At 42.0% G+C, this 25,057-nt stretch carries 20 protein-coding genes and 3 tRNA genes; 15 read left to right on the forward strand and 8 right to left on the reverse strand.

What is annotated here, in order from left to right; all coding sequences use genetic code 11:
- Positions 1 to 29 precede the first annotated feature (29 nt).
- The gene (gene glyA, locus WKU26_RS06375) at positions 30 to 1,310 is read left to right on the forward strand and encodes a serine hydroxymethyltransferase (RefSeq protein ID WP_340321321.1); all 1,281 of its coding nucleotides are present in this window, start codon (positions 30 to 32) and stop codon (positions 1,308 to 1,310) included.
- 21 nt (positions 1,311 to 1,331) lie between these two features.
- On the opposite strand, the gene WKU26_RS06380 is transcribed toward glyA, so the two are convergent.
- Genes WKU26_RS06380 through WKU26_RS06390 form a run of 3 tightly spaced genes read right to left on the reverse strand, consistent with a single transcriptional unit; the run spans position 1,332 to position 4,222 of the window.
- Positions 1,332 to 2,183, reverse strand: a complete 852-nt coding sequence (locus WKU26_RS06380; RefSeq protein ID WP_340321322.1) for an N-acetylmuramoyl-L-alanine amidase-like domain-containing protein — start codon at positions 2,181 to 2,183, stop codon at positions 1,332 to 1,334.
- On the reverse strand, positions 2,167 to 2,796 hold the full coding sequence (locus tag WKU26_RS06385) for a TRIC cation channel family protein (RefSeq protein ID WP_178266840.1): 630 nt from the start codon (positions 2,794 to 2,796) through the stop codon (positions 2,167 to 2,169). The genes WKU26_RS06380 and WKU26_RS06385 overlap by 17 nt, the downstream gene beginning before the upstream one ends.
- A gap of 46 nt (positions 2,797 to 2,842) precedes the next feature.
- On the reverse strand, positions 2,843 to 4,222 hold the full coding sequence (locus WKU26_RS06390; RefSeq protein ID WP_340321323.1) for a DUF3078 domain-containing protein: 1,380 nt from the start codon (positions 4,220 to 4,222) through the stop codon (positions 2,843 to 2,845).
- 528 nt (positions 4,223 to 4,750) lie between these two features.
- Between WKU26_RS06390 and WKU26_RS06395 the strand changes: the two genes are divergently transcribed.
- The 4 genes from WKU26_RS06395 (at position 4,751) to WKU26_RS06410 (ending at position 10,923) form a co-directional block, all read left to right on the forward strand.
- Entirely contained in the window at positions 4,751 to 6,349 is a 1,599-nt protein-coding gene (locus WKU26_RS06395) for a CTP synthase (RefSeq protein ID WP_340321324.1), read from the forward strand.
- A gap of 27 nt (positions 6,350 to 6,376) precedes the next feature.
- Positions 6,377 to 8,230, forward strand: a complete 1,854-nt coding sequence (gene yidC / locus WKU26_RS06400) for a membrane protein insertase YidC (RefSeq protein ID WP_340321325.1) — start codon at positions 6,377 to 6,379, stop codon at positions 8,228 to 8,230.
- A gap of 127 nt (positions 8,231 to 8,357) precedes the next feature.
- Entirely contained in the window at positions 8,358 to 10,469 is a 2,112-nt protein-coding gene (locus WKU26_RS06405) for a S9 family peptidase (protein ID WP_340321326.1), read from the forward strand.
- A gap of 79 nt (positions 10,470 to 10,548) precedes the next feature.
- Positions 10,549 to 10,923 (forward strand): PH domain-containing protein, encoded by a 375-nt coding sequence (locus tag WKU26_RS06410; protein ID WP_178266845.1) that lies wholly within the window; start codon positions 10,549 to 10,551, stop codon positions 10,921 to 10,923.
- 728 nt (positions 10,924 to 11,651) lie between these two features.
- Here the strand turns inward: WKU26_RS06410 and WKU26_RS06415 are convergent.
- Genes WKU26_RS06415 through WKU26_RS06425 form a run of 3 tightly spaced genes read right to left on the reverse strand, consistent with a single transcriptional unit; the run spans position 11,652 to position 14,424 of the window.
- Positions 11,652 to 12,413: an SDR family NAD(P)-dependent oxidoreductase gene (locus WKU26_RS06415; protein WP_338158783.1), complete on the reverse strand. Its 762-nt coding sequence runs from the start codon at positions 12,411 to 12,413 to the stop codon at positions 11,652 to 11,654.
- 15 nt (positions 12,414 to 12,428) lie between these two features.
- The gene (locus WKU26_RS06420; protein ID WP_340321327.1) at positions 12,429 to 13,085 is read right to left on the reverse strand and encodes a carbohydrate-binding family 9-like protein; all 657 of its coding nucleotides are present in this window, start codon (positions 13,083 to 13,085) and stop codon (positions 12,429 to 12,431) included.
- Positions 13,086 to 13,110: 25 nt separating this feature from the next.
- Entirely contained in the window at positions 13,111 to 14,424 is a 1,314-nt protein-coding gene (locus WKU26_RS06425; RefSeq protein ID WP_340321328.1) for a UDP-glucose dehydrogenase family protein, read from the reverse strand.
- Between the two features lie 114 nt (positions 14,425 to 14,538).
- Between WKU26_RS06425 and WKU26_RS06430 the strand changes: the two genes are divergently transcribed.
- The 6 genes from WKU26_RS06430 (at position 14,539) to hydF (ending at position 21,465) form a co-directional block, all read left to right on the forward strand.
- A complete protein-coding gene (locus tag WKU26_RS06430; protein WP_340321329.1) occupies positions 14,539 to 15,681 on the forward strand; it encodes an HU domain-containing protein in 1,143 nt (380 codons plus the stop codon).
- Between the two features lie 16 nt (positions 15,682 to 15,697).
- Complete coding sequence (locus WKU26_RS06435; RefSeq protein ID WP_178265916.1) at positions 15,698 to 16,231, forward strand: FHA domain-containing protein; 534 nt, start codon at positions 15,698 to 15,700, stop codon at positions 16,229 to 16,231.
- Positions 16,232 to 16,312: 81 nt separating this feature from the next.
- Positions 16,313 to 17,788, forward strand: a complete 1,476-nt coding sequence (locus WKU26_RS06440) for a 4Fe-4S dicluster domain-containing protein (protein WP_340321330.1) — start codon at positions 16,313 to 16,315, stop codon at positions 17,786 to 17,788.
- Positions 17,789 to 17,797: 9 nt separating this feature from the next.
- Positions 17,798 to 18,835 carry a [FeFe] hydrogenase H-cluster radical SAM maturase HydE gene (gene hydE, locus WKU26_RS06445; RefSeq protein ID WP_340321331.1) on the forward strand — a complete coding sequence of 346 codons (1,038 nt, stop codon included), beginning with the start codon at positions 17,798 to 17,800 and terminating at the stop codon, positions 18,833 to 18,835.
- 21 nt (positions 18,836 to 18,856) lie between these two features.
- Entirely contained in the window at positions 18,857 to 20,275 is a 1,419-nt protein-coding gene (gene hydG / locus WKU26_RS06450) for a [FeFe] hydrogenase H-cluster radical SAM maturase HydG (protein ID WP_340321332.1), read from the forward strand.
- Positions 20,276 to 20,280: 5 nt separating this feature from the next.
- Complete coding sequence (gene hydF / locus WKU26_RS06455; RefSeq protein WP_445323221.1) at positions 20,281 to 21,465, forward strand: [FeFe] hydrogenase H-cluster maturation GTPase HydF; 1,185 nt, start codon at positions 20,281 to 20,283, stop codon at positions 21,463 to 21,465.
- 14 nt (positions 21,466 to 21,479) lie between these two features.
- Here hydF and WKU26_RS06460 read toward each other — a convergent pair.
- Both WKU26_RS06460 and WKU26_RS06465 read right to left on the reverse strand, forming a co-directional pair.
- Positions 21,480 to 21,552 (reverse strand) — tRNA-Gly (locus WKU26_RS06460).
- Between the two features lie 65 nt (positions 21,553 to 21,617).
- Positions 21,618 to 22,946 (reverse strand): cobyrinate a,c-diamide synthase, encoded by a 1,329-nt coding sequence (locus WKU26_RS06465; RefSeq protein WP_340321334.1) that lies wholly within the window; start codon positions 22,944 to 22,946, stop codon positions 21,618 to 21,620.
- 111 nt (positions 22,947 to 23,057) lie between these two features.
- On the opposite strand from WKU26_RS06465, the gene WKU26_RS06470 reads away from it, so the two are divergent.
- The 4 genes from WKU26_RS06470 (at position 23,058) to WKU26_RS06485 (ending at position 24,959) form a co-directional block, all read left to right on the forward strand.
- Positions 23,058 to 23,864, forward strand: a complete 807-nt coding sequence (locus WKU26_RS06470) for an MBL fold metallo-hydrolase (protein WP_340321335.1) — start codon at positions 23,058 to 23,060, stop codon at positions 23,862 to 23,864.
- Between the two features lie 329 nt (positions 23,865 to 24,193).
- A complete protein-coding gene (gene ndk / locus WKU26_RS06475; protein WP_178265909.1) occupies positions 24,194 to 24,670 on the forward strand; it encodes a nucleoside-diphosphate kinase in 477 nt (158 codons plus the stop codon).
- Between the two features lie 105 nt (positions 24,671 to 24,775).
- Positions 24,776 to 24,848: transfer RNA gene (locus WKU26_RS06480), tRNA-Lys, on the forward strand.
- 35 nt (positions 24,849 to 24,883) lie between these two features.
- Positions 24,884 to 24,959 (forward strand) — tRNA-Lys (locus WKU26_RS06485).
- The last annotated feature ends 98 nt before the right edge of the window (positions 24,960 to 25,057 follow it).

Genomic DNA, 25,057 nt, shown 5'->3' on the forward strand with positions numbered 1-25,057 from the left:
ATTCATTTATCTTTAAAAGACAGGATTATATGAAACGAGACGATTTAATTTTTGACATTATTGAGAAGGAGCATCAGCGTCAGCTTAAAGGTATTGAGTTGATTGCTTCCGAGAATTTTGTAAGTGATCAAGTGATGCAGGCAATGGGTTCTTGTCTGACAAATAAATATGCCGAAGGTTATCCGGGAAAACGTTATTATGGAGGATGTGAAGTAGTCGATCAAAGCGAACAGATTGCTATCGACCGGTTGAAACAGATCTTTGGAGCTGAATGGGCAAATGTACAGCCTCACTCTGGAGCACAGGCTAATGCTGCTGTTTTTCTCGCTGTATTAAATCCTGGTGATAAATTCATGGGCTTGAATCTGGCACATGGAGGTCATTTGTCTCATGGTTCTGCAGTTAATACATCGGGCATCATCTATCATCCGTGCGAATACAATCTGAATAAGGAAACCGGAAGAGTAGATTATGATCAGATGGAAGAAATTGCATTGCGTGAACGTCCGAAGATGATTATCGGTGGTGGTTCTGCTTATTCTCGTGAGTGGGATTATAAACGTATGCGTGAGATAGCTGATAAGGTAGGAGCTATTTTTATGGTAGACATGGCTCATCCTGCCGGATTGATTGCTGCTGGTTTGCTGGATAATCCTGTGAAATATGCACATATCGTAACTTCTACTACTCATAAGACTTTGCGTGGTCCGCGTGGTGGTGTAATTATGATGGGTAAAGACTTCCCTAACCCATGGGGAAAGACAACACCTAAAGGCGAAATTAAGATGATGTCTCAGTTGCTGGATTCTGCTGTGTTCCCGGGTATTCAGGGTGGTCCTCTGGAACATGTGATTGCTGCTAAAGCTGTGGCTTTTGGAGAATGTTTGCAGCCAGAATATAAGGAATATCAGAAACAGGTACAGAAGAATGCTGCTGTCCTGGCTCAGGCTTTGATGGATCGTGGTTTCACTATTGTATCGGGTGGTACGGACAATCATTCCATGCTGGTAGACTTGCGTAGCAAATATCCGGACTTGACTGGTAAAGTTGCAGAAAAAGCTCTTGTATCGGCTGATATTACTGTGAATAAGAATATGGTACCGTTTGATACTCGTTCGGCATTCCAGACTTCAGGTATTCGCTTAGGTACACCGGCAATTACTACACGTGGAGCAAAGGAAGACCTGATGTATGAAATTGCTGAGATGATTGAGACTGTATTGTCGAATGTAGAAAACGAAGAGGTTATTGCATCGGTACGCGCACGCGTCAATAATACAATGAAGGATTATCCTATTTTCGCGTATTGATAAAAGGAATCTGTATTTTAATTAGCGAGGAAACGCACACACGGAAATTACCCGAATGCCCGTGTGTGCGTTCTTGTTTTTAGAATATTCGTACAGAGATATAGAATCTAGAATAACTTTTCCTTTTGCTGATGAGGCATGAAGCAAGTGTAATTTCCCTTTTATCCAGCATGCAAAGCCCATGTGTACTACGTCTAATCCTTTAATGGAAGTGGTTAATGCCAGTATCTCTCCATTCTGTATAGAAAGTTCTTTTATAGGTTGGTTCAACCGTCGTTTGGGGATATAAAATATGATTTTATCTTGCCATTGAGCTTCTATTGTGCGCATCTTCTTTACCTCTAAGGGGTTGTCCTTCAATGCTGGATAAGCCTTCGGATGGCTTGTCATAAAAGACAATGTCAGTGGGTATGAAGAATGGCTCAAATCTTGGGTACGTTCATGTAAAAAGCCTTTTGATTCGTTGTTTTTTACCCAATCGCTGAAATAGTGCAAACGGGAAGAATATCCATTTATAATTCCGTTTCGGTAGCGTATACGTGTCAGGTTATGTATAAATGCCTTATAAGTCAAATTGTTCTCTTGCTCGGTCAAAACGAGAGCCAGTACAGTTTCTACGAAGGTAGTACAATCCAAAGAGTCGAGGCGTACGACCAGCCTCTCCTCTCCTTTTGTTTCTAAAGTTCCAGCTGCATAAGGTTTGTCTAAAAATGCTTGGCCGTAAAAAAGAGTTCGACAGCTATCACTGGGAAGTGATGCTCCGGTATGAAGCAACCTCTCTACCTTTATGCTGTCTGGGTATATAGAAGCCTGTGTGGGGAGGTTAAATATAAAAGCACTCCATATCAGGAAAAAGCTAAGCTTCATTTTCATGCTCAGGATCGCCTTTTAATATAGGAAGAGTAATATGATATTTTACAGCCAGTACACGAGTCAGAAATACGGTAGAACCACTTACGATTTGAGAAATATATGATTCTACACCTGCCAAGGCACAAATCCAGTAAGCAATGCCGCCTACTACACAAGCCATAGCATAAATCTCCTTGCGGAAAATAAGAGGAATCTCATTGATGAATACATCGCGGATAACTCCACCGGCTGCTCCGGTCATACTGCCCATAATAATGGCTACCCAAAACGGATATCCTGCAGCTATACTTCGTTCTACACCTACGACGGTGAAAAGGGCTAAACCAATGGTGTCGAATATGAAGAACGTATTGTTTAGATGAATAAGGTGTTTGCTAAATAAAATAACGAATAACATGGCAAAAGCCGTACATATTACATAGAACGGGTCCTGCATCCAAGCTGGAGGTACATCTAAAAGGACATCACGCAAAGTTCCACCACCAATAGCGGTTACCAATCCTACAACATAAGCTCCAAACCAGTCGAAACGTTTGGCAGAAGCCAAACGAATTCCACTGATAGCGAATGCAAAAGTTCCGATAAAGTCTAATACTTGTACAAATGAGGGCATTGTGTTTATGTTTCTTTTGGGTTAGAAGTATTGTATTGTTTAGAGATTACCATGCATAGCTGAATCCCAGACTCAAAAGTTCCTGTAATTGGAAGTAGCTATCTCCTTCAGCTCTTGTTACTGAATCGTCGAAACGAGTGTGTACAAAGAGTTTGGTTGAGAAAAAGCGATTGAACACGAAAGTGAAAGTGTTTTCCCAGCCGGACAATACTTTTTCGTAGTTAGTGGTATATGAGAATTTTGAATCCCACATCAAATTAGAAAGAATTTTATAGTTCAATGTTACTTCCAAACGAGAACCCAACTGATTTTCTACTTTCTTTCCTGCTTTAATGTTATACTTTGTCGGGTCTACCTTGCTGCTTGCTACACTGTATCGGGTGTAGTTGAAAGGGTTGACCAGTACAGATAAATTGCAAACGCCATCTTTATTATATTTATAGTCCATACCAAGACCGAGGTTCAATTCGGCCGGAGAGAATAAAGCTGCAATCAGATTATCTGAATTGGTGACATAGTTGGAGAATAATTGAGTCTTGAATTCTCCAGACAAAGTATAATACCAGTTGGAAATGGCTTTGTATCCTAACTTGGAGCTTAAACGAACCATATCGTTATTGGGCTTGAACTTATGTACGGTATCAGAAGGAGTGGTAACAAATCCCATCTTCCACTCTATCTTGTTTTCAAACTGAACCTTTTGACGATCATCGTAATTGAACTGCCATAACAAGTTTCCCAACAAAGTTTTTACACTCTCACCTCCGTTATACCAGTTATCAGATACATAATTTTGAGAGAACTGCACGTCTGCATTACCAGCAATCTTCCAAAAATTAGGTTTGACAACAGATAAATTCTGTTCTTGTACTCCATGTACGCGTGTCGGGGTAGTCAGAAGGCCATATACATATTCTCTTCTTGGTCTTTTTATGATTAGTTCTTCCGACAGCGGTTCTAAATCTTTTAATTGCATTTCGTTTTTATTTACCAAGTTTGGGTATTGTAAATAAAAACTAAGTAATTGTTTATTGATTGCACGGTCAATATCAGCTGAAGTCGTTACATGAGGAACTTGAAACAAGGAATCGTGTTCCACATTTTCTTTGATGAACGGAATTTTCGGTGTCCATCCTTCTATACTCATAGCTTGTTCTATGGGAGCGCTATAATAAGTTGCCGGCATAGACAGTTTATAATAGTCTGCATTCGAGCGGATATTAGGGGCTGGTAAATAAATGTCATCCCAGCGTTCGCACCACTCTTTCCGGTCGCTACGGTATTTGTACAGAAAACGGTTAAATTGTAAAACGATAGGATTTATTTCTACAATATTCTTTTTTCGCGAAGAAAGCGAGTCTGCTGCTATACTCTTGGAGGGAGCTGCTATTGTATCTGCCAATAGTATTTGAATAACTCTATGCATAGAATCAATGGCAACAGTATCTCGTACAAAAATGTCGCTTTGAGCATCTGTGACACTGTCTTTTGTTGTTATACTATCTTTTGTTGTTATACTATCTTTTGTTGTTATACTATCTTTTACAAGAGTAGTATTTGTTGATATTGTATCATTGACAAGTAGATTGTCTGTAGATGTTTGTGAGTATCCTTTGCTGTATAGAGTAAGGATTATAAGAAAAATGCCTATTTTTTTCATCGTTTTTTATGTATGTAATTTCTGCAAAAATACAATTATTTTTTAAGAATTATTTTAAAAAAACAAAGTTTGTATATGTTTTGTTGACGATTCTGCCAATTTAATATACGAAGAGGTTATTTTTATCTCTCAGCTCTTATTTGAACACTATGAGAAATAAAGAAGGAAAAGCAAAATGAACTCTAACATTCGTATGTTTTCACGTTATCATGCTATGAGTTTCGGCATTTTTTTATAATTTTGCATCTTTGAATAATAGTTTTAAGAAAACAAATCATTTAAAAATATTCGATTGTGGCAGAAACAAAGTACATTTTCGTAACAGGTGGTGTTGCCTCTTCATTGGGTAAAGGTATTATTTCATCATCTATTGGTAAATTGCTTCAAGCAAGAGGCTATAGCGTTACCATCCAGAAGTTTGACCCGTATATCAATATCGATCCGGGAACCTTGAATCCTTACGAACACGGAGAGTGTTATGTAACGGTAGACGGACATGAAGCCGACCTCGACCTTGGTCACTATGAACGCTTTTTGGGCATTCAGACAACAAAGGCAAACAACATTACCACCGGACGTATCTACAAGAGTGTAATCGACAAGGAACGCCGTGGTGATTATTTGGGTAAGACAATCCAGATTATCCCTCACATTACGGATGAAATCAAACGCAATGTGAAGTTGCTTGGTAATAAATACAAGTTCGACTTCGTAATTACCGAAATCGGAGGTACTGTAGGCGATATTGAATCATTGCCTTACTTGGAAAGTATCCGTCAGTTGAAATGGGAATTGGGTAAGAATGCTTTGTGTGTACACCTTACTTATGTACCTTATTTGGCTGCGGCTGGTGAATTGAAGACTAAACCTACTCAGCATTCTGTAAAAGAATTGCAGTCTGTAGGTATTCAGCCGGATATCCTGGTATTGCGTACAGAACATGAATTGAGTACAAATCTGAAGAAGAAGGTTGCTCTGTTCTGTAATGTAGACGAGAATGCCGTTATTCAGTCAATGGATATGCCGACTATTTACGAAGTTCCTTTGCGTATGCAGGAGCAGAACCTGGATGTAACTATTCTTCAAAAGATGGGATTGCCTGTAGGCGAAACTCCTTCTTTAGGTCCGTGGAGAGATTTCTTGAACCGTCGTAATAAAGCAACGGAAAAAGTGAAAATCGGTTTGGTGGGTAAATATGATTTGCAGGATGCATACAAATCTATTCTTGAGGCTTTGTCGCAGGCTGCTACTTACAACGACCGTAAAGCTGATATTCATTTCATCAATAGCGAGAAATTGACCGACGAGAATGTAGAGGAACAATTGAAGGATATGGATGGAATTATTATCTGTCCGGGATTTGGCCAGCGTGGTATTGAAGGTAAGTTTGTTGCTATCAAGTATTGCCGTACACACGATGTACCGACATTCGGTATTTGTCTGGGTATGCAATGTATCGCTATCGAATTTGCCCGCAATGTATTGGGATATGCAGATGCCAACAGCCGTGAAATGGATGAAAAGACTCCACACAATGTGATTGACATTATGGAAGAACAGAAATCAATCACCAATATGGGTGGAACAATGCGTTTGGGAGCTTATGAATGTGTGCTTGATCCTACTTCTAAAGCTTATCAGGCATACCAGAGTGAGCATATCCAGGAACGTCACCGTCATCGTTATGAATTCAATAACGACTATAAGAAAGAATTCGAAAATGCCGGTATGAAATGTGTAGGTATCAATCCTGAATCAGATTTGGTGGAAATCGTAGAAATACCGACCTTGAAATGGTTCATCGGTACTCAGTTCCATCCTGAATACAGTAGTACAGTACTGAAACCGCATCCTCTGTTCTTGTCGTTCATAAAAGCAGCTATTGAAAAATAATAGGTATTAATTATATAAATAGAAAAAATGGATAAAAACACGTTAGTGGGATTCGCACTGATTGGAGTGGTCATTGTCGGATTTGGCATTTGGAATCGCCCCAGCCAGGAGGAAATGGAGCGTGCAAGACACTATCAGGACTCTATTCAGGCGGTAGCCCAAAAACAAGAAGAAATACGCAAAGCACAAGAAGAAGCAGCGGCAAAAACCATTCAGATAGATTCAACTTCTGCTCTGTTTTCTGCGACACAAGGAACAGAACAGTTTACTACACTGGAAAACAATCTGGTAAAACTCACTCTTACAAATAAAGGAGGACGAGTATGCAAGGCCATGCTGAAAGAGTATAATGACCAGAAACATGAACCGCTGGTTTTGTTTGATGGTACAGATGCTTCTTTAAACTTTGGATTTGCCGGAAAGAATGAAAATATTCTGACCGAACAGATGTTTTTTGAAACTACTCAGGTAACCGATTCTACTGTTACTATGCGTCTGAATGCCGGAAATGGAGGACATTTGGACTTTACATATAAATTGTTGCCCGAGTCGTATGTAGTCGACTTTACTGTGCAGGCAACCGGTATGCAGAACTTCTTCTCTCCTTCCTCTCGTAGCATGAGCATCAACTGGAAGCAGCGTGCGCGTCAGATGGAGAAAGGATATACATTCGAGCAGCGTTATACGTCGCTTACCTATAAGCCTAATGGAGATAGTTTCGATTATCTGAGTGAAACAAAAGATGAGAAAGAAACAATTCCTGAAGTACTGGATTGGGTAGCATTCAAGAATCAGTATTTCTCTTGCGTATTTATGGCAGAGAAAAACTTTGAAAATGCAACTCTCGAGTCAAGAATGGAACAGAAAGGTAGTGGCTACATGAAGAATTATCAGGCAGATATGGAAACTGCATTCGACCCTACAGGAGCTACTCCAAGTCGTTTCCAGTTCTATTTCGGTCCGAATCACTTCAAGACACTGCTGGCTACCAATGATTTGAGTTTTAAAGACAAAGATCAGGAATTGGAAGACTTGGTTTATCTGGGATGGCCTATTATCCGTCTGATTAACCGTTGGTTTACAATCAACCTGTTCGACTGGTTGTCGAGCTGGGGACTTAGCATGGGACTTGTTATCTTGCTGATGACTATCATTGTGAAAGTATTGGTATTGCCTACCACTTACAAGTCGTTTATGTCGTCGGCTAAGATGCGTGCTCTGAAACCCTACATCGATAAAATCAGTGCCAAATATCCGAACAAGGAAGATGCATTGAAAAAACAGCAGGAAACAATGGCACTTTATAGCCAGTATGGAGTGAGCCCAATGGGAGGATGTCTTCCGATGCTGATTCAGACTCCGGTGTTTATGGCATTGTTCTTCTTTGTTCCGAATGCAATTGAACTACGTCAGCAAAGTTTCCTATGGGCAGACGATTTGTCTTCATACGATGATTTAATCAGTTGGAGTACCAATATTCCTTTGCTGGGAAATCACCTGAGCTTGTTCTGTTTGCTGTTTAGTGTGGCTACTGTATTGAATCAGATTATCATGATGAAACAGCAGGATATGGGCAACAATCCGCAGATGGCAGCTATGAAATGGATGATGTATATCATGCCGGTGATGTTCTTCTTTATCTTTAACGAATATGCATCGGGATTGAGCTACTACTACTTCATTTCAAGTTTGATTGGTATTCTTACCATGTGGATTATGCGCCGTATGACAGATGAGAAGAAGTTATTGGCTCAGTTGGAAGCCAACAAGAAAGCGCCTTCTCAGAAGAAAACCAGTGGCCTGATGGCAAAACTGGAAGCTTTGCAGAAAGAGCAGGAACGTCTTCAGAAAGAACGTCAAGACCGTCTGAATAAAAAATAAATTCTTTCGCAGAAATAGATATTAAGAGCGATTTACTTAAAAGTAAGTCGCTCTTTTCTTTTCTATACGCTCTTTTTCGTACATTTGTGAAACAAGAAAAAGTATTCAACTTTAAAACGAGAAATAGATGAATAAGAATTTTATGACCATGACGGCTGCTATGATGTTGGCCGCATCGTCGGCACATATCGAACCCTGTGTAGCCGCAGAAGTTATCGGTAAGCAGGAAGTTGCACTCAAGGAAGGACGCCTTACTCCTGAGGCGCTGTGGGCAATGGGGCGTATCGGCAGTTCGAGTGTCTCCCCAGATGGTAAACGGATTGCTTATACTGTGTCTTACTATAGCGTAAAGGCAAACAAGAGCCGTACTGTGATTTATGTAATGAATGCGGATGGATCAGAAAACACTTTGCTAACCGCTGGAGCTGCCAGTGAGATGGAACCTGCATGGATTAAAGGAGGTCAGAAGATTGCTTTCCTTACTTCGGAAGGGGGAAGTTCTCAGATATGGGAGATGAATGCAGATGGTTCCGGACGTAAACAACTTTCAAATTACGAAGGAAATATAGAAGGTTTCCGCTTTTCGCCCGATGGAAGCAAAGTGGTTTTTATCTCTCAGGTAAAATATGGTAAACGTACTACAGATTTGTATCCCGACCTGGATAAAGCCAGCGGTATGGTTATAGATGACCTGATGTACAAGCACTGGGATGAATGGGTACAGTCTGTACCTCATCCGTTTGTAGCTTTGTTCGACGGCAATAAAGTAGGACAGGCAACCGATATTCTGCAAGGTGAGCCTTATGAGTCGCCTATGAAACCTTTCGGAGGTATCGAACAGATAGCATGGAGCACTGATTCAAAGCAGATTGCTTATACGTGCCGTAAAAAAACTGGAAAAGAATATTCTGTATCTACCGATTCGGATATTTATCTCTATGATATAGAAAGCAAGCAGACACGCAATCTGTGTAAAGAGGATGCTACAGATAAGAATATGGGTTATGATACCAACCCTAAGTTCTCGCCAGATGGTAAACGGATTGCATGGCAAAGCATGGAGCGCGACGGATATGAAAGCGACCGTAACCGCTTGTGTGTAATGGATTTGAAGAGCGGTCAGAAAACCTATGTAACTGAATCATTCCAGTCGGGAGTAGACGATTATTGCTGGGCACCGGATGGAAAGACTTTGTATTTTACCGGTGTGTGGCATGCTACCAGCATGATTCATAGCACAAACCTTAAGGGCGAGGTAAAGCAGCTGACAGACGGTATGTACGACTATGCTTCGGTGGCAGTGTTGAACGATAAGCAGTTGCTTACCAAGCGCCATTCTTTGAGTGCAGCCGATGAACTTTTTACCGTAAGCCTGAAGAAAAAGCCGGAGGTGGTGCGTATCACTAAAGAAAACGACCATATTTTCAGTCAGTTGAACTTGGGTAAGGTTGAGCCACGTTGGACGAAGACTGTAGATGGAAAAGATATGCTTTCCTGGGTGATTTATCCTGTCAATTTCGATCCGAATAAGAAATACCCTACTCTCCTCTTCTGCCAGGGAGGTCCGCAAAGTCCTGTCAGCCAGTTCTGGAGTTATCGATGGAATTTCCAACTGATGGCAGCAAACGACTATATAATCATTGCTCCAAACCGTCGCGGATTGCCGGGATTTGGCATGGAATGGCTGGAAGATATCAGTACCAATTATGGTGGTCATTGTATGGACGATTATTTGAGTGCTATCGATGATATTGCTCAGGAACCTTATGTAGATAAAGACCGTTTAGGCTGTGTAGGAGCAAGTTTCGGCGGATATTCTGTATACTGGCTTGCCGGACATCATAACAAGCGGTTTAAAGCCTTTATTGCGCACGACGGATTCTTCAATATGGAACAGCAGTATCTGGAAACCGAAGAACTTTGGTTTGCAAACTGGGACTTGGGTGGTCCGTATTGGGACAAAGAAAATCCGGCTGTGCAGCGCAGTTATGCCAATTCTCCGCATTTGTTTGTTGACAAATGGGATACTCCTATACTTTGTATTCACGGAGAAAAAGACTACCGTATCCTTGCTTCACAAGGCATGGCTGCCTTTAATGCGGCCAAGTTGAGAGGGGTACCTGCCCAACTTCTTGTATTCCCCGATGAAAATCACTGGGTGCTGAAGCCTCAGAATGGAATTTTATGGCAAAGAACTTTCTTCAACTGGCTCGACAGATGGTTGAAGGATAAGAAATAATAATCTGATTTATAATTCTCCCTTGTCTTGTGTTTAAAATGCAGGCAAGGGAGAAAATGTTTTACTTAATAACAATACTATGGGACTTTTTAATGCTCTTTTGGGAAATGTATCCGAAATGGATGCCAATGCTTTGAAGAATGAATATCAGCCTTTGCTATGCGAGGGGGAGAAAATAGAAAAAGCATATAAACTGATACGTGATAAGTGGGTATTTACCAACAAACGTCTGATTATACAGGACACGCAGGGGGTGACGGGTAAAAAGAAGGAATATTATTCTATACCCTACCGTTCTATTGAGCGGTTCTCGGTAGAAACTGCAGGTACATTTGATATGGATGCAGAAATAAAAATCTGGGTACGGGGTTGCGATGAACCGCTGGAACAACAGTTTGGCCGTGAGTCGAATGTAGCGGAGGTGCAGAGAGTTTTGGCGCAGTATGTGTTGTAATTCCGGATACGTTTTTCGCTTTTCTGACAAAATGAAAGTTTCTGATTCTCTTCTTTCCTTGTCGACATGATAATTACAAAGTGTCAATTCTGATGCTTCTACACGGCGTTATTTGCACACGTATTCGGGAATGGTTGTGATTTTGCCGGTTTTTTGAACCTCTCCGAAAACAAGAAGACAATGAATTGGTGCGTAATAAGACTTCAAGGAAGAGAAATGCGGAGAAGAATGTCTTTTTATATGATATTTAAACTTAAACCCATCGTTTTGTTATCGGGCAAACGATGGGTTTTTTATGTACTTATGAAGGAAATTTGCTGGAAAATCGGCTTTAAGGTATTCTGTTTTTCCGCATTTAGCAAGAATCGGAAACGCGAATGGTCGCGATAGCAAACGTTATTAGTCGCGTAAGCCGATGATACTTGAATCGGAAGGCTTCGATTCAAGTCGTGATTAGGGGTCATAATGATGGGAAATTGATGCTGTAAAGCATGTTTTAAGCGCTATTTTCGGCTTGAATGAGAGGATTTTTACACCGTGAGTAAAGATTTTGTCTGAAATGTGCGTTAGCAGAAAAAGCCTTTTTCTCTGTTTTAAGAAAGAAAACATCCGTTTTGCTTGTTAAAATGTCAGAATAGGAAAAGAGGTAAAAGGCCGTGCAAAGAAAAGCAGGTGTATGGCTGGCATAAGCCAACGATACACCTGGTGATATAAGATAAGAATAAAAATTATTTTTCTCTATAACTGATGGTTCCGGTAGCCTGATGAGTAGGCATAACCAGTACTTCGGCTATCTGGACGTGTTCGGGGGCCGAAGCTGCATAGTAGACTACTTCGGCAATGTCATCACCCGTCAGTGGGCGGATACCCTTGTAGAAGTCGTCGGCACGCTGCTTGTCGCCACGATAACGTACTACAGTGAAATTCGTTTCCACCATACCCGGCTTAATATTCGTTACACGCAGCGGAGTATCGACCAGGTCGATCCGGAGTCCGTCCGACAAGGCTTTTACAGCAGCTTTGGTAGCACAATATACACTTCCCCCCGGATAGGCTGCATCGCCGGCAATGGAACCGATATTGATGATGTGTCCGCGTCCGCGTGCGACCATGCCCGGCACAATCATCCGTGTCATGGAGAGTAAGGCTTTTATATTGGTGTCGAGCACAATGTCCCACTCGTCAAGATTTCCTTCAAATTCTTTGTCTACCCCGATTACCAGTCCGGCATTGTTTATCAGTACATCAATCTGTTGCCACGGGCCTTGCAGGGAGTCGATGGCTGCGCGCATGGCAGCACGGTCTCTTACGTCGAAAGGCAGAGTAAGTACTTCTACTCCCAAGGCGGTGAGCTCTTCTTTCAACTGGTTGAGTTTTTCGATATTTCTGCCGTTCAGAATCAAGTTCGAGCCCATGGCTGCAAACTTACGGGCACAGCCTTCGCCAATGCCACTGGTGGCTCCGGTTATCAGTACGGTTTTTCCTTTCATGCTCTGTTCTCCTTTTTATTTGTCGAAATAGATTTTTCCGAAAAACTCGGGACAATGGAAACAGGGTTTAGGCAAGTCGATAGGACTCCACGACAGGAAGTGAGGTGTCTGCTGTAAGTCACCACACTTGTAGAAATTGGCACGTGCAGTCAGGCCATCCAGATTGAGGATAGAATGACGGAAGAATGCAGATACGGGAATTATCAGCGTTAAATCCCAAGTACATAAACCCACTTTTTCTTCGAAAGGAGTTCTTCCGAGTGAAGCCCATCGGGATACGCTGTCCAGTGCTTCGGAAGGAGCATGCATACGGTCGCCTACCCGTCCGAATTCTATCAGCAAGGTGCCGGCACAGTTGCACTCAAAGTTATAGTATACATCTTCCTTTTCGTCGGGTTGGATAAAAAACTCTGCACAGGCATCCTCCCATACCCGTCCGTTGTCTGCAGGTGCCACGGCACGTACACTTTCTTCGGTAATGTGATAATGCAAGAGAATACGGTCGCCTGTGTGGGCAACAGCAAATTTCATTTCCGGCTTGTACGGATATTCTTTCCAGTTTACGTTGTCTACAGCATGATATGCAATCTGTTCCTTTTCAAATAAAGAAGGAATCTGCTCGGGTTTTATCTCTCCGCATGCTGCCAGTTTCTTGATGTGTAATTCTTTCATGTTATTCCGATTAGGTTGATATCTGTTATTTTCCTATACAATGGTATACAAAGCCTAAATCATTCAGCTCGTTTCCATCGTATATATTTCTTCCGTCGAAGATAACCGGCGCTTTCATGGTTTTCTTGATTACTCCCCATGCCGGCAAACGGAATTCCTTCCATTCGGTCACCATCAGAAGGGCATCGGCATCGAGAAGGGCATCGTACATATCGCGTGCGTAATATATGGTATCTCCCACTCTGCGTTTGGCTTCTTCCATAGCAGCCGGATCGTATGCCCGAATCTGGCAGCCGGCTTCCTTGAGTTTTTTGATAAGTACCAGTGCAGGCGCTTCGCGCATGTCGTCTGTTTCCGGCTTGAAGGCCAGGCCCCACATGGCAATGGTTTTGCCTTCCAGATTGCCGTTGTAATATTTCTGCAGTTTACGGAACAGAATATCTTTCTGTGCTTCGTTTACTTCTTCTACCATTTTCAGTACACGCATGCTGTATCCGTTTTCTTCTGCGGTTTTGATAAGAGCTTTTACGTCTTTAGGGAAGCAGGAACCTCCATATCCACATCCCGGATAAAGGAACTTGCGTCCGATGCGGCTGTCGGAACCGATACCGCTGCGTACCATGTTTACATCGGCTCCTACCAGTTCGCACAAATTGGCGATATCGTTCATAAAACTGATACGGGTAGCCAGCATGGAATTTGCAGCATATTTTGTCATCTCAGCCGATGGAATATCCATGAAAATTACACGGAAATTATTGAGCAGGAACGGACGGTAAAGCTTGGTCATCAGTTCTTTAGCCTTATCTGATTCAACCCCTACTACAACGCGGTCCGGAGTCATGAAGTCGCTGATGGCATTGCCCTCCTTCAGAAATTCCGGATTCGAAGCAACATCGAACTCGATGGAGCATCCTCTTTTTTCCAGTTCTTCGTGAATGGCTGCTTTTACTTTTTTGGCAGTACCTACCGGTACGGTACTTTTTGTAACGACCAGTACATATTGATTCATGCAGGAACCGATGGTACGGGCCACATCCAGCACATACGAAAGGTCGGCACTTCCATCTTCATTGGGAGGGGTTCCTACCGCACAGAATACGATGGTGACCTTATCCAGACATTCTTCCAGAGAAGTGGTGAAATGCAGACGTTCTGCTTTTACATTGCGCACCACCATGTCTTCCAATCCTGGTTCGTATATAGGTATAATGCCTTTTTTCAAGGCTTCTATCTTTTCTTTGTTTGTATCTACACAATACACGTTTGCTCCCGTTTCGGCGAAGCAAGTACCTGTAACCAAACCGACATATCCGGTTCCTACAATTGCGATATTCATAGTTATTTCTTCTGTTTCTATATGCGATGCAAAAGTAAAACAAAAAAAGAAGCCGACCGAGAAATGGAAACGAAAGTTTGTACGTTTCAGGAAAAAAATATTAAATTTGCAATTATGATTGAATTGTCGAAACATATCGAAGTGTTACTGCTTGAGAACGATTGTGTTATCGTTCCGGGCTTGGGTGGCTTTATTGCTCATTACCGTTCTTCTGTATATAAAGAAGATACTCAGGAGTATTGTCCTCCTGTACGTACAATAGGATTTAATCCTCAGCTGGTGATGAATGACGGCTTGCTGGTACAATCGTATATGCAGGCGTATGATACCGACTTTCCCGATGCAACCCGGCGGATAGAAAAGACCGTTGTCTCGTTGAAAGAGGAACTTTACAAGAAAGGACAGTTTTCGCTTGGAAGCGTGGGTATGCTGTATTATAATATGAACGGCGGGTATGGATTTGAACCTTGCGACGGTGGTTACTTTACTCCTTCCCTTTATGGTTTGCAACGCTTCTTCTTGCCTTTATTGCAGGAAGAGCAGAAGCTGGAGGTTCAGCTTGAAAATAGCCTGCCTGCAGATTTGCAAGTTGCAGAAATACCTCAGCAGCGTACTGCGTTGAAACCGTTGCGTCATTGGTTGCAGACAGCTGTGGCTGTAGCAGCTGCTATCCTTTTGTTCTTTGTTCTGTCTGTTCCGGTAGAAAATACGTATATGGACGAAGCAAATTATGCTTCATTGGGTTCTGCTACGTTGTTTGATGCAATCCGTAATCAATCGGTAACTACTCAGGTTATTGGCTCTCCGGTACAGCAGGAAGTTGCCCGCAAATCTTCCCCGAAGAATAATGTCAATACATTGAAACCGGTAGCTGTTAAAGTGGAAAAAGTGGCAAAGTCTTCTACTCCTTCCTCTAAACCGAAAGTAGAAAAGGCAAAACCAGTCGCAGCATCGGCTGTAACTCCTGCCGCAACAGCTTCTCCTGAAAAGGAGACAAAAACAGTTGCACAACCTAAGAAAGTCCAACCGGTGTATTATGTGATTATCGCAAGCCTTACAACCCGTACAGATGCACAGCGGGAACTGAAGAAGTTTCAGGAAGAAGGATGTGCCAAAGCTGTTATCTTAGAGTCTCAAGGTAAATATCGTATTGCTTTCGACCAATATTCTACCCAAACGGGTGCATATGGAAAAGTACAGGAGTTGAGAAAGCAAGATGCTTTCAAGAATGCCTGGGTATTTACTTCCAACAAATAATCTGAAGCATTAAAGTATGAAAAGAGTAAGATGTCCGAAATGTGACAATTATATACAATTTGATGAAACAAAATACGAAGAAGGGCAGTCGCTCGTCTTTGTGTGTGATCAGTGTAAGAAACAATTTGGAATCCGTATCGGAAAATCGAAATTGAATGCGGCTAATCGTCGGGAGGAAGTTGTGGATGAAACCGACGGTTTGCAAGACTATGGTAATATTGTAGTTGTTGAGAATGTATTCGCATTCAAGCAGGTACTTCCCTTAAAAGAGGGAGATAATGTGATAGGACGCCGTTCTAAAGGTACGGAAGTGGACATTCCGATTGAAAGTAACGATCCGAGCCTCGACCGCCGTCATTGTATTATTCATGTAAAGCGTAACAAACAGGGTGAAGTGGTGTATACTCTTCGGGATAATGACAGTGTGACGGGAACTTTTTTGATGAATGAATTGTTAGGTCCTAAGGATAGAGTCCGTATTGAAGGAGGTGCTATTATTACCTTGGGAGCTACTACATTGATTTTACGCAGTGCAGAGTCTGACTCTTAAAACAATTCGGTGTATAAAACCGTTTATTGGATACGAATAACTAACAATTTAAGGATAACTAACTAATAAACCACTTTGATTATGGCCTTTACGAATAACGTAATGATTGTACGCCACAAGTTGCTCGAGAATCTTGTCGCTTTGTGGAAAGAAAATCAACTGATAGAAAAAATAGATCGTATTCCTTTGGAATTTAGCCCTCGTCGTTCGCAGGCAGTAGGCAGATGCTGTATTCATAAAGAACGTGCGGTGACGAAGTATAAATCTTTGCCATTGCTGGGATGGGATATGACTGATGAAACGGATGAATTGACTCCTCTTTCAGAATATGCCCGCAAAGCATTGGAACGTAAAGGAAAAATCAAGGAAAATATATTGTGTGTGATTGATGAAGCTTGTTCTTCATGTGTGCAGGTAAACTATGAAGTAAGTAACTTGTGCCGTGGTTGTGTAGCACGTAGTTGCTATATGAATTGTCCGAAGGGAGCAGTTCATTTTGATAAAAAGACAGGACAGGCACATATTGATCATGATACTTGTATTAGCTGTGGTATCTGTCATAAGAGTTGTCCTTATCATGCAATCGTATACATTCCTGTTCCTTGTGAAGAAGCTTGTCCGGTGAAGGCTATTCAGAAAGATGAACACAATATCGAGCATATTGATGAAAGCAAATGTATCTATTGTGGTAAATGCTTGAATGCTTGTCCGTTTGGCGCAATTTTCGAAATTTCTCAGGTATTCGATGTGCTTGAAGCAATCCGTAATGGAGAACAGGTGATTGCTATCCCTGCTCCTTCTATTTTGGGACAGTTCAAGGCTTCTATCGAACAGGTATATGGAGCATTGAAACAAGTCGGTTTTGCGGATGTGATAGAAGTAGCGGAAGGTGCTATGCATACTACCAGCAATGAAGCTCATGAGCTGCTGGAAAAACTGGAAGAAGGACAGAAATTCATGACGACTTCCTGCTGTCCGTCGTATATTGAGCTGGTGAACAAACATATTCCTGATATGAAGAAATATGTATCTTCTACTGGTTCTCCTATGTATTATGCTTCACGCATTGCAAAACAGAAATATCCGAATGCAAAAGTAGTCTTTATCGGCCCTTGTATTGCTAAGAGAAAGGAAGCAAAACGTGACGAATGTGTGGATTATGTAATGACTTTCGACGAGTTGCATCCTCTGTTTAAGGGATTGGGAATTGAACTGGAACAGGCTAATCCGTATAAAGTAGCTTATGAATCGGTGTGCGAAGCTCATGGATTTGCTCAGGCCGGTGGAGTAGCCGGAGCTGTGAAGGCTTATTTAGGTCCTAAGGCAGATGGTATCAAGATGTTACAGTTCTCTGATTTCAATAAGAAGAATATCGGTGTATTGCGTGCTTATGCCAAGACTGGAAAGGTAGATGCACAATTTATCGAGATGATGGCTTGTGAAGGTGGATGTGTGACCGGACCAAGTGCACACAACGATCCTGTGGCTGGTAGAAGACAGTTGAATCAGGACTTGTTGAAGCGTACACTGAAATACGAAAACAGTAACGATAAATAACTCTTCTCAATGAGAAGTTTAATAGAACGTCTTCATCGGGAGCATACCTTGTCTCCCGATGAATTACGTACTCTTTTGGTTGGTTGTGATGCTGAGCATTTGGCATTGATTAACCAAAAAGCCCGTGAAGTAGCATATTCTCATTTTGGCAATCGGATTTTTATTCGAGGATTGATAGAAATCGGCAATTGCTGTCGGAATGATTGTTTTTATTGTGGTATACGCCGCAGCAACCGTAATGTAGAACGTTACCGGTTGGATAAGGAAACGATACTTTCCTGTTGTGCGCAAGGATATGAATTAGGCTTTCGTACTATTGTATTGCAAGGTGGAGAGGATAATTATATGACAGACGAACGGGTTGTGGATCTGGTTTCGTCCATTCGTAAAGCTTATCCGGATATTGCAATTACATTGTCATTAGGAGAAAAGTCAACAGAGGCATATCAGGCTTTTTATCAGGCAGGAGCCAACCGTTATCTGTTGCGCCACGAAACACATAATGAAGCACATTATCAAAGTTTGCATCCGGAAAGCATGTCGTTGCAAAACAGATTACGTTGTTTGTACGATTTGAAGAAAATTGGCTATCAGACAGGAACTGGAATTATGGTAGGAAGTCCGGGGCAAACGATTGAACATTTGGCCGAAGACATCCTTTTTATTGAAACTCTTCAGCCGGAGATGATTGGTATCGGTCCTTTCCTCCCCCATCACGATACTCCTTTTGCATCTGAACCGTCCGGAAAGATGGAACAAACATTATTATTGCTTTCTATATTCAGATTGATGCACCCCAAAGCACTTATTCCTTCAACCACAGCATTGGCTACTTTGGCTCCCGATGGACGGGAAAGAGGTATCCTGGCAGGTGCTAATGTAGTGATGCCTAATCTGTCGCCCGTATGGCAACGTAGCAAATATGCTTTGTACGATAATAAAGCTTCTATGGGAGCCGAGGCCGCAGAAGGATTGCGGTTGTTGGAAGAGAAGTTGGATGCAATAGGATATGTGATAGACAAAAGTAGAGGTGATTACGAAAACTGAACAACTAAATTGTAGAAGATTATGTATAAAATAGATTCCCCTCATGCAGAAGAGTTTATCTGTCATGATGAAATTTTGGATACATTAGCTTATGCTCAAGCGCATGCTGATGATAAAGAACTTATTCGCTCGTTGATAGAGAAAGCACGAGCTTGTAAGGGGCTTAGTCATCGTGAAGCAGCAGTACTGTTGGAGTGTACAGACTCGGATTTGCTGGAAGAGATTTACAATCTGGCCCGTGAGATAAAGAAAAAGTTTTATGGCAACCGTATAGTCATGTTTGCTCCTTTGTATTTGTCCAATTATTGTGTCAATAGTTGCGTATATTGTCCGTATCATGTGAAAAACAAGACGATAGCCCGTAAAAAGCTGACTCAAGAAGAGATTCGCCGCGAAGTAATTGCCTTGCAAGATATGGGACACAAGCGTCTGGCACTTGAAGCAGGAGAAGATCCAATACGCAATCCGATAGAATACATTCTGGAATCTATTCAGACTATCTATCAGATTAAGCATAAGAACGGAGCCATACGCAGAGTGAATGTAAACATTGCTGCTACTACAGTGGAAAATTACAGAAAGCTGCACGAGGCAGGCATTGGAACTTATATTCTCTTTCAGGAAACGTACCACAAAGAGAATTATGAAAAACTGCATCCACGTGGTCCGAAGAGCAATTATGCGTATCATACGGAAGCTATGGACCGTGCCATGCAGGGAGGTATTGATGATGTGGGATTAGGAGTTTTGTTTGGGCTCAATACATATCGTTACGATTTTGTAGGATTGCTGATGCATGCCGAACATCTGGAAGCAACCTATGGAGTAGGTCCTCATACAATCAGTGTACCTCGTATCTGCTCAGCGGACGATATTGATAAAGCCGACTTTGAAAACGCTATCTCCGATGAAATATTCCAGAAGATTGTTGCTGTGATCCGTATCAGCGTGCCTTATACCGGCATGATTATTTCTACCCGAGAGTCTCAACGCTCACGCGAAAAGGTACTCGAACTGGGAGTTTCACAGATTAGTGGTGGTTCGAAAACCAGTGTAGGAGGCTATGCAACAGAAGAAATTCCCGAAGAAAACTCTGCTCAGTTTGATGTCAGTGATACCCGTACATTGGATGAAGTTGTAGCATGGTTGCTGCGTTTGGGCTATATTCCCAGCTTCTGTACAGCCTGTTATAGAGAAGGACGAACCGGAGACCGCTTTATGTCGCTGGTAAAGACTGGCCAGATAGCCAATTGTTGTGCTCCCAATGCTTTGATGACCTTGCAGGAGTATCTGGAAGACTATGCATCTCCGGAAACTCGTGAGTTGGGTATTGATATGATACGTAAGCAAATGGAACAGATACCCAATCCGGCCATTCGCAAACGTGCCTTGGAGAACTTAGAGCGCATAAAGGAAGGTAAAAGAGATTTCAGATTTTAATGAGTATGGAAAATACACCTCGTTCAAATCGTATTCATATTGGAATTTTCGGAAAGAGAAATAGTGGAAAATCTTCGTTGATCAATGCTTTGACCGGACAGGAGATTGCAGTTGTATCCGATTTTGCCGGTACAACAACCGATCCCGTCTATAAGGCAATGGAAATACACGGTCTGGGGGCCTGTGTGTTTATTGATACTGCAGGGTTGGACGATGAAGGTGAACTGGGGGGCTTACGCATCAAACAGACAATGCGTGCAATGGAGCGCACGGATATTGCCTTGATTGTGTGTACAGACGATCAGATTGACCAGGAACTGCAATGGAGTAAATGGCTGAAGGAGAAGAACACCCCTATCCTATGGATATTAAATAAGGCCGACTTACATGCAGACAGCGAACAGATAGCCCGCAGTATAGAGAAACGATGCGGACAAATGCCTTTGATTGTCAGTGCCCGGAATCGGGAAGGAATGGAAGAGATACGCCGAAGCATGATTGGGCAGTTCCCTGATGAAACTATGGAACGCGGTATTGTAGGCAGATTGGTCTCTGCCGGGGATGTAGTGATGCTGGTTATGCCTCAAGATATTCAGGCTCCGAAAGGGAGACTGATTCTTCCGCAGGTACAGACAATCCGTGAACTGTTGGATAGAAAGTGTCTTGTAATGAGCTGTACTACAGAGAATATCACCTCTATGCTTCAAGCATTGGTAGAACCCCCTAAACTGATAATTACCGACTCACAGGCCTTCAAAACAGTATACGAACTGAAGCCCGAGGCAAGTCGTCTTACCTCGTTTTCTGTACTGTTTGCCCAGTACAAAGGCGATATAGACTATTATATTGAAGGAGCCAATGCCATCAGTCAGTTGACTGAGAAATCGAAAGTCTTGATAGCCGAAGCATGTACACATGCTCCCCTTACAGAAGATATAGGCAGGGTAAAAATACCACGTATGCTGCGCAAACGGATTGGAGAAGGATTGCAGATAGATATGGTTTCCGGTACAGATTTTCCGGAAGACCTTTCCTCTTACGATTTAGTCATACATTGTGGAGCCTGTATGTTCAACCGTAAATATGTATTGAATCGTGTTGCACAGGCACGTAACCAGCATATCCCGATGACCAACTATGGTGTAGTGATTGCTTATATAAATGGAATTTTGGATAAGATTGACTATTGATTTGGGAGTATAAGAGCGGTAAGCGGGACTCGAACCCGTGACTTTCGGCTTGGGAAGCCGACGCTCTACCAACTGAGCTACTACCGCAATTCGATAACAGACTCAAAGGTAGATTTTATTTTTGGAATAAACAAGAATAAAATCTGCCTTTTTTATTCCCAAAATTTCATGACATCCGTTTCTCCCCAATACCAATGAGTGAACCCGGCAATGACATTCTTATATCTGTAAATTGGAGTACCCACTTCTGTTCCTGCCGGTGTATAAAGTGGAGCTTCTGTTGGTAAAGCATCCGGATTGAGGACGGTTGAATAGTGAAATTCATGGCCTTTCCACTCCATATTACGGTAGTTCATTCTTCGGTAACCGGTCGTCAAACGTGAGTCGGCCGAAGTACACTCAAACGGTAATACATTGGCCATGGCATAAGCCGTACCTCCTTTCCGTACTGTGAGCGAACGGGACAGGAGTACCATTCCACCACATTCGGCCAGTAGTTTTCCTCCCTTTTCTGCATAATCCCGAAGTTGCTGCATAAGTCGTTTACGACGGTGCAATTGTCGGGCAAAAAATTCGGGATATCCTCCCGGCAGATATACCAAGTCTGCTTCAGGAAGGTCACTTCCGTATACAGGACTGAAATAGGTTATTTTTCCCAACTCTGCCAGCCGGTCTATATTCTCCCGATATAAGAAACAGAAAGCCGGATCGCGTGCAATGGCAATCTGCATCCGTTTCCCTTGAGAATAATGCATGGCTTCGATGCCAATTTCCGAAGTATAAGGCAATGTGTATCGACAGGGAAAAATACGTGTGCACAGATTCAGTATCTTATCTATATCGACATGCTTTTCAATCTGTTCGGCTACACGTGAAGATACCGATACAATAGATTGTTTTTCTACCGATGTAATGCTTTGATGGCGGGAAGGCAGATTGATATCCTCTATAGAAGGCAAATGCCCCAAACATTCTATTCCTGCGTCCGAACAAGCTTCTTTCAGCATGGCAAAATGAGCCGGAGAGACTGTTTGGTTGAATACTACTCCTGCAATTCTGACCGAAGGATTAAAATGACGGAATCCGTATAGAAGAGGAGCTACAGAGTAGGCTGTCGCTCTGGCATTGACTATTAGAATAACAGGTATGTTCAGTATCTTTGCGATTTCGGCACAACTTCCTTGCATGCGCCGGTAACCGTCGTACAGTCCCATCACTCCTTCCGTTATACAAACATCCGCATGTTCTCCGTATTTATTGTAGATGTATTGAATATGGGTGCGTGAAGCCAGGCCGAGATCCAAATTCACAGATTCCCGTTCGGATACAATAGTATGATATTGTGTATCAATATAATCTGCACCACATTTAAAAGGCTGCACCTTTACGCCGCGCTTGTGCAAGGCATGCAAAAGCCCCAGTGTGAAAGTAGTCTTTCCACTTCCCGAGGCCGGTGCGGCAATCATAAACTGTGGTTTCATATTATAGCATTACTTCTTTTTAAAACGTGGGCAAAGATACGAAGATTAAATAGAAGAATTGCTATCTTTGCACTCCTTTCGACGGATGGAAGGGTAAAAAGATAAAAAAGCATGAAAGTACGTTTTATGAGTCTGGGAAGCGGAAGTAGCGGGAATTGCTACTATCTGGGAACAGATAATGAAGGAATTTTGATAGATGCAGGCATCGGTATCCGTTCTATAAAGAAAATCTTCAAGGAAACAGGACTGAGTCTGGAAAATATACGCGCCGTATTTGTAACTCACGACCATGCCGACCACATTAAGGCTGTAGGTCATTTGGCCGGTAAGCATAACATTCCAATTTATGCTACACAGGAGGTACATTATGGTATTTCGCGCAGTTATTGCATGACGGAAAAGCTGGATAAAGAGCATACGCGTTTTATTCGGAAAGAGGAAACAATAAGACTTGGAGATTTTGAAATTACCTGTTTTGAGGTTCCGCACGACGGTACCGACAATGTAGGATACTGTGTGGTGATAGATGGTAAGACTTTTTCTTTTCTGACCGATATCGGGCATATTACAGAAACAGCCGCAAAGTATATGGCAAAAGCAAACTATCTGATACTGGAAGCCAACTATGATGAGACTATGCTGCAAATGGGCCCCTACCCTTATCATCTAAAAATGCGTATTGCAAGTCCGAACGGACATATGTGCAACCGGGAGATGGCCGACTATATTGCGTCCAATATGCCGGAAGGATTGAAATATTTATGGCTTTGCCACCTGAGCAAAGACAACAATCATCCGGAACTGGCATACAAAACGGTAGAAATGGCTTTGAAGGAAAAGAATATTATAGCCGGACAAGACTTGCAAGTTATTCCTTTAAAAAGAACCGTTCCTTCGGAATTGTACTGTTTTGAATAAGTTTATTTTTGAAAGATAGAATGAAAGCAGGGAGAATAAAATGCTGAAAAGCAAATTATTTCTCCCTGTTTGGTATCATGCTGGTTCAATCCGAACTGTATCCTGTAATCGGCGTTGTTGGCTGTACATCCGACGACGTCGGCTGTAAAATCAGCGTCGCCGTTTGCATATCCGACGCCGTCGGTCGAAAAACTCTTCTGTTATCGTTTTTTTTCAATAACTTTTGGTATTTAAAATAAAGCACGTATATTTGGGGCGCTACTTTAACTGCAAAGACAAAGTAGCTGCTATGTAAATCTTTGTATAAATCTAAAAATTGAAACACAATTATGAGTTTAGAAAGAACTTTAGTCATTTTAAAACCATCGGCAGTACAGCGTGGTTTGATTGGAGAAATAACTACCCGTTTTGAACGTAAAGGCTTGCATTTGATTGGAATGAAAATGATGCAGCTTACCGATGAAATATTGAATGAGCATTATGCTCACTTGAGTGAAAGACCGTTCTTCCAGCGTGTAAAAAATTCGATGATGGCTTCCCCTGTCGTTGTATGTTGCTATGAGGGAGTAGATGCTATTCAGATAGTTCGCTCTATGACTGGTGCTACAAATGGTCGTGTCGCAATTCCCGGAACAATTCGTGGTGATTACAGTGTCAGCTCGCAGGAAAATATCATTCATACTTCCGATTCTCCTAAAGCTGCCTTGGAAGAAATAGCACGTTTCTTTAAGCCGGAAGAACTATTCGAATATAAATCATGTGCTCAATCATTCTTGTATTATCAAGAAGAATATCAACTTATCTGATTTATAGAATATTATAGCAAATCACTATAAAAAGTTGAAAAAGTTATTCCTTTTTATTTGTTCTTTTCAAATAAAGGTTATACCTTTGCACCCGCAATCAAAAAGGCACTCTTAGCTCAGTTGGTAGAGCAACTGACTCTTAATCAGTGGGTCCAGGGTTCGAATCCCTGAGGGTGTACTTTAATTCGGGAAATTTGACAATTTATAGTGGATGCACTCTTAGCTCAGTTGGTAGAGCAACTGACTCTTAATCAGTGGGTCCAGGGTTCGAATCCCTGAGGGTGTACCAAATGGAAGAGTAGATTAAGTTGTAGATAATCAATATTTTACAAATTAATTTACTCTTTTTATTTCTACCCTATTCTTCGTTTATAGATTAAAAAAAAG

The sequence above is a fragment of the Phocaeicola sp. HCN-40430 genome, assembly GCF_037890285.1.
In the GTDB taxonomy this organism is placed as follows: domain Bacteria; phylum Bacteroidota; class Bacteroidia; order Bacteroidales; family Bacteroidaceae; genus Phocaeicola; species Phocaeicola acetigenes.

Excerpts from the sequence above, each read along its gene's own strand:
- glyA (WP_340321321.1), top strand. The coding sequence starts at position 30 with ATGAAACGAGACGATTTAATTTTTGACATTATTGAGAAGGAGCATCAG.
- WKU26_RS06380 (WP_340321322.1), bottom strand. The coding sequence starts at position 2,183 with ATGAAAATGAAGCTTAGCTTTTTCCTGATATGGAGTGCTTTTATATTT.
- WKU26_RS06385 (WP_178266840.1), bottom strand. The coding sequence starts at position 2,796 with ATGCCCTCATTTGTACAAGTATTAGACTTTATCGGAACTTTTGCATTC.
- WKU26_RS06390 (WP_340321323.1), bottom strand. The coding sequence starts at position 4,222 with ATGCATAGAGTTATTCAAATACTATTGGCAGATACAATAGCAGCTCCC.
- yidC (WP_340321325.1), top strand. The coding sequence starts at position 6,377 with ATGGATAAAAACACGTTAGTGGGATTCGCACTGATTGGAGTGGTCATT.
- WKU26_RS06405 (WP_340321326.1), top strand. The coding sequence starts at position 8,358 with ATGAATAAGAATTTTATGACCATGACGGCTGCTATGATGTTGGCCGCA.
- WKU26_RS06410 (WP_178266845.1), top strand. The coding sequence starts at position 10,549 with ATGGGACTTTTTAATGCTCTTTTGGGAAATGTATCCGAAATGGATGCC.
- WKU26_RS06415 (WP_338158783.1), bottom strand. The coding sequence starts at position 12,413 with ATGAAAGGAAAAACCGTACTGATAACCGGAGCCACCAGTGGCATTGGC.
- WKU26_RS06420 (WP_340321327.1), bottom strand. The coding sequence starts at position 13,085 with ATGAAAGAATTACACATCAAGAAACTGGCAGCATGCGGAGAGATAAAA.
- WKU26_RS06425 (WP_340321328.1), bottom strand. The coding sequence starts at position 14,424 with ATGAATATCGCAATTGTAGGAACCGGATATGTCGGTTTGGTTACAGGT.
- WKU26_RS06430 (WP_340321329.1), top strand. The coding sequence starts at position 14,539 with ATGATTGAATTGTCGAAACATATCGAAGTGTTACTGCTTGAGAACGAT.
- WKU26_RS06435 (WP_178265916.1), top strand. The coding sequence starts at position 15,698 with ATGAAAAGAGTAAGATGTCCGAAATGTGACAATTATATACAATTTGAT.
- WKU26_RS06440 (WP_340321330.1), top strand. The coding sequence starts at position 16,313 with ATGGCCTTTACGAATAACGTAATGATTGTACGCCACAAGTTGCTCGAG.
- hydE (WP_340321331.1), top strand. The coding sequence starts at position 17,798 with ATGAGAAGTTTAATAGAACGTCTTCATCGGGAGCATACCTTGTCTCCC.
- hydG (WP_340321332.1), top strand. The coding sequence starts at position 18,857 with ATGTATAAAATAGATTCCCCTCATGCAGAAGAGTTTATCTGTCATGAT.
- hydF (WP_445323221.1), top strand. The coding sequence starts at position 20,281 with ATGGAAAATACACCTCGTTCAAATCGTATTCATATTGGAATTTTCGGA.
- WKU26_RS06465 (WP_340321334.1), bottom strand. The coding sequence starts at position 22,946 with ATGAAACCACAGTTTATGATTGCCGCACCGGCCTCGGGAAGTGGAAAG.
- WKU26_RS06470 (WP_340321335.1), top strand. The coding sequence starts at position 23,058 with ATGAAAGTACGTTTTATGAGTCTGGGAAGCGGAAGTAGCGGGAATTGC.
- ndk (WP_178265909.1), top strand. The coding sequence starts at position 24,194 with ATGAGTTTAGAAAGAACTTTAGTCATTTTAAAACCATCGGCAGTACAG.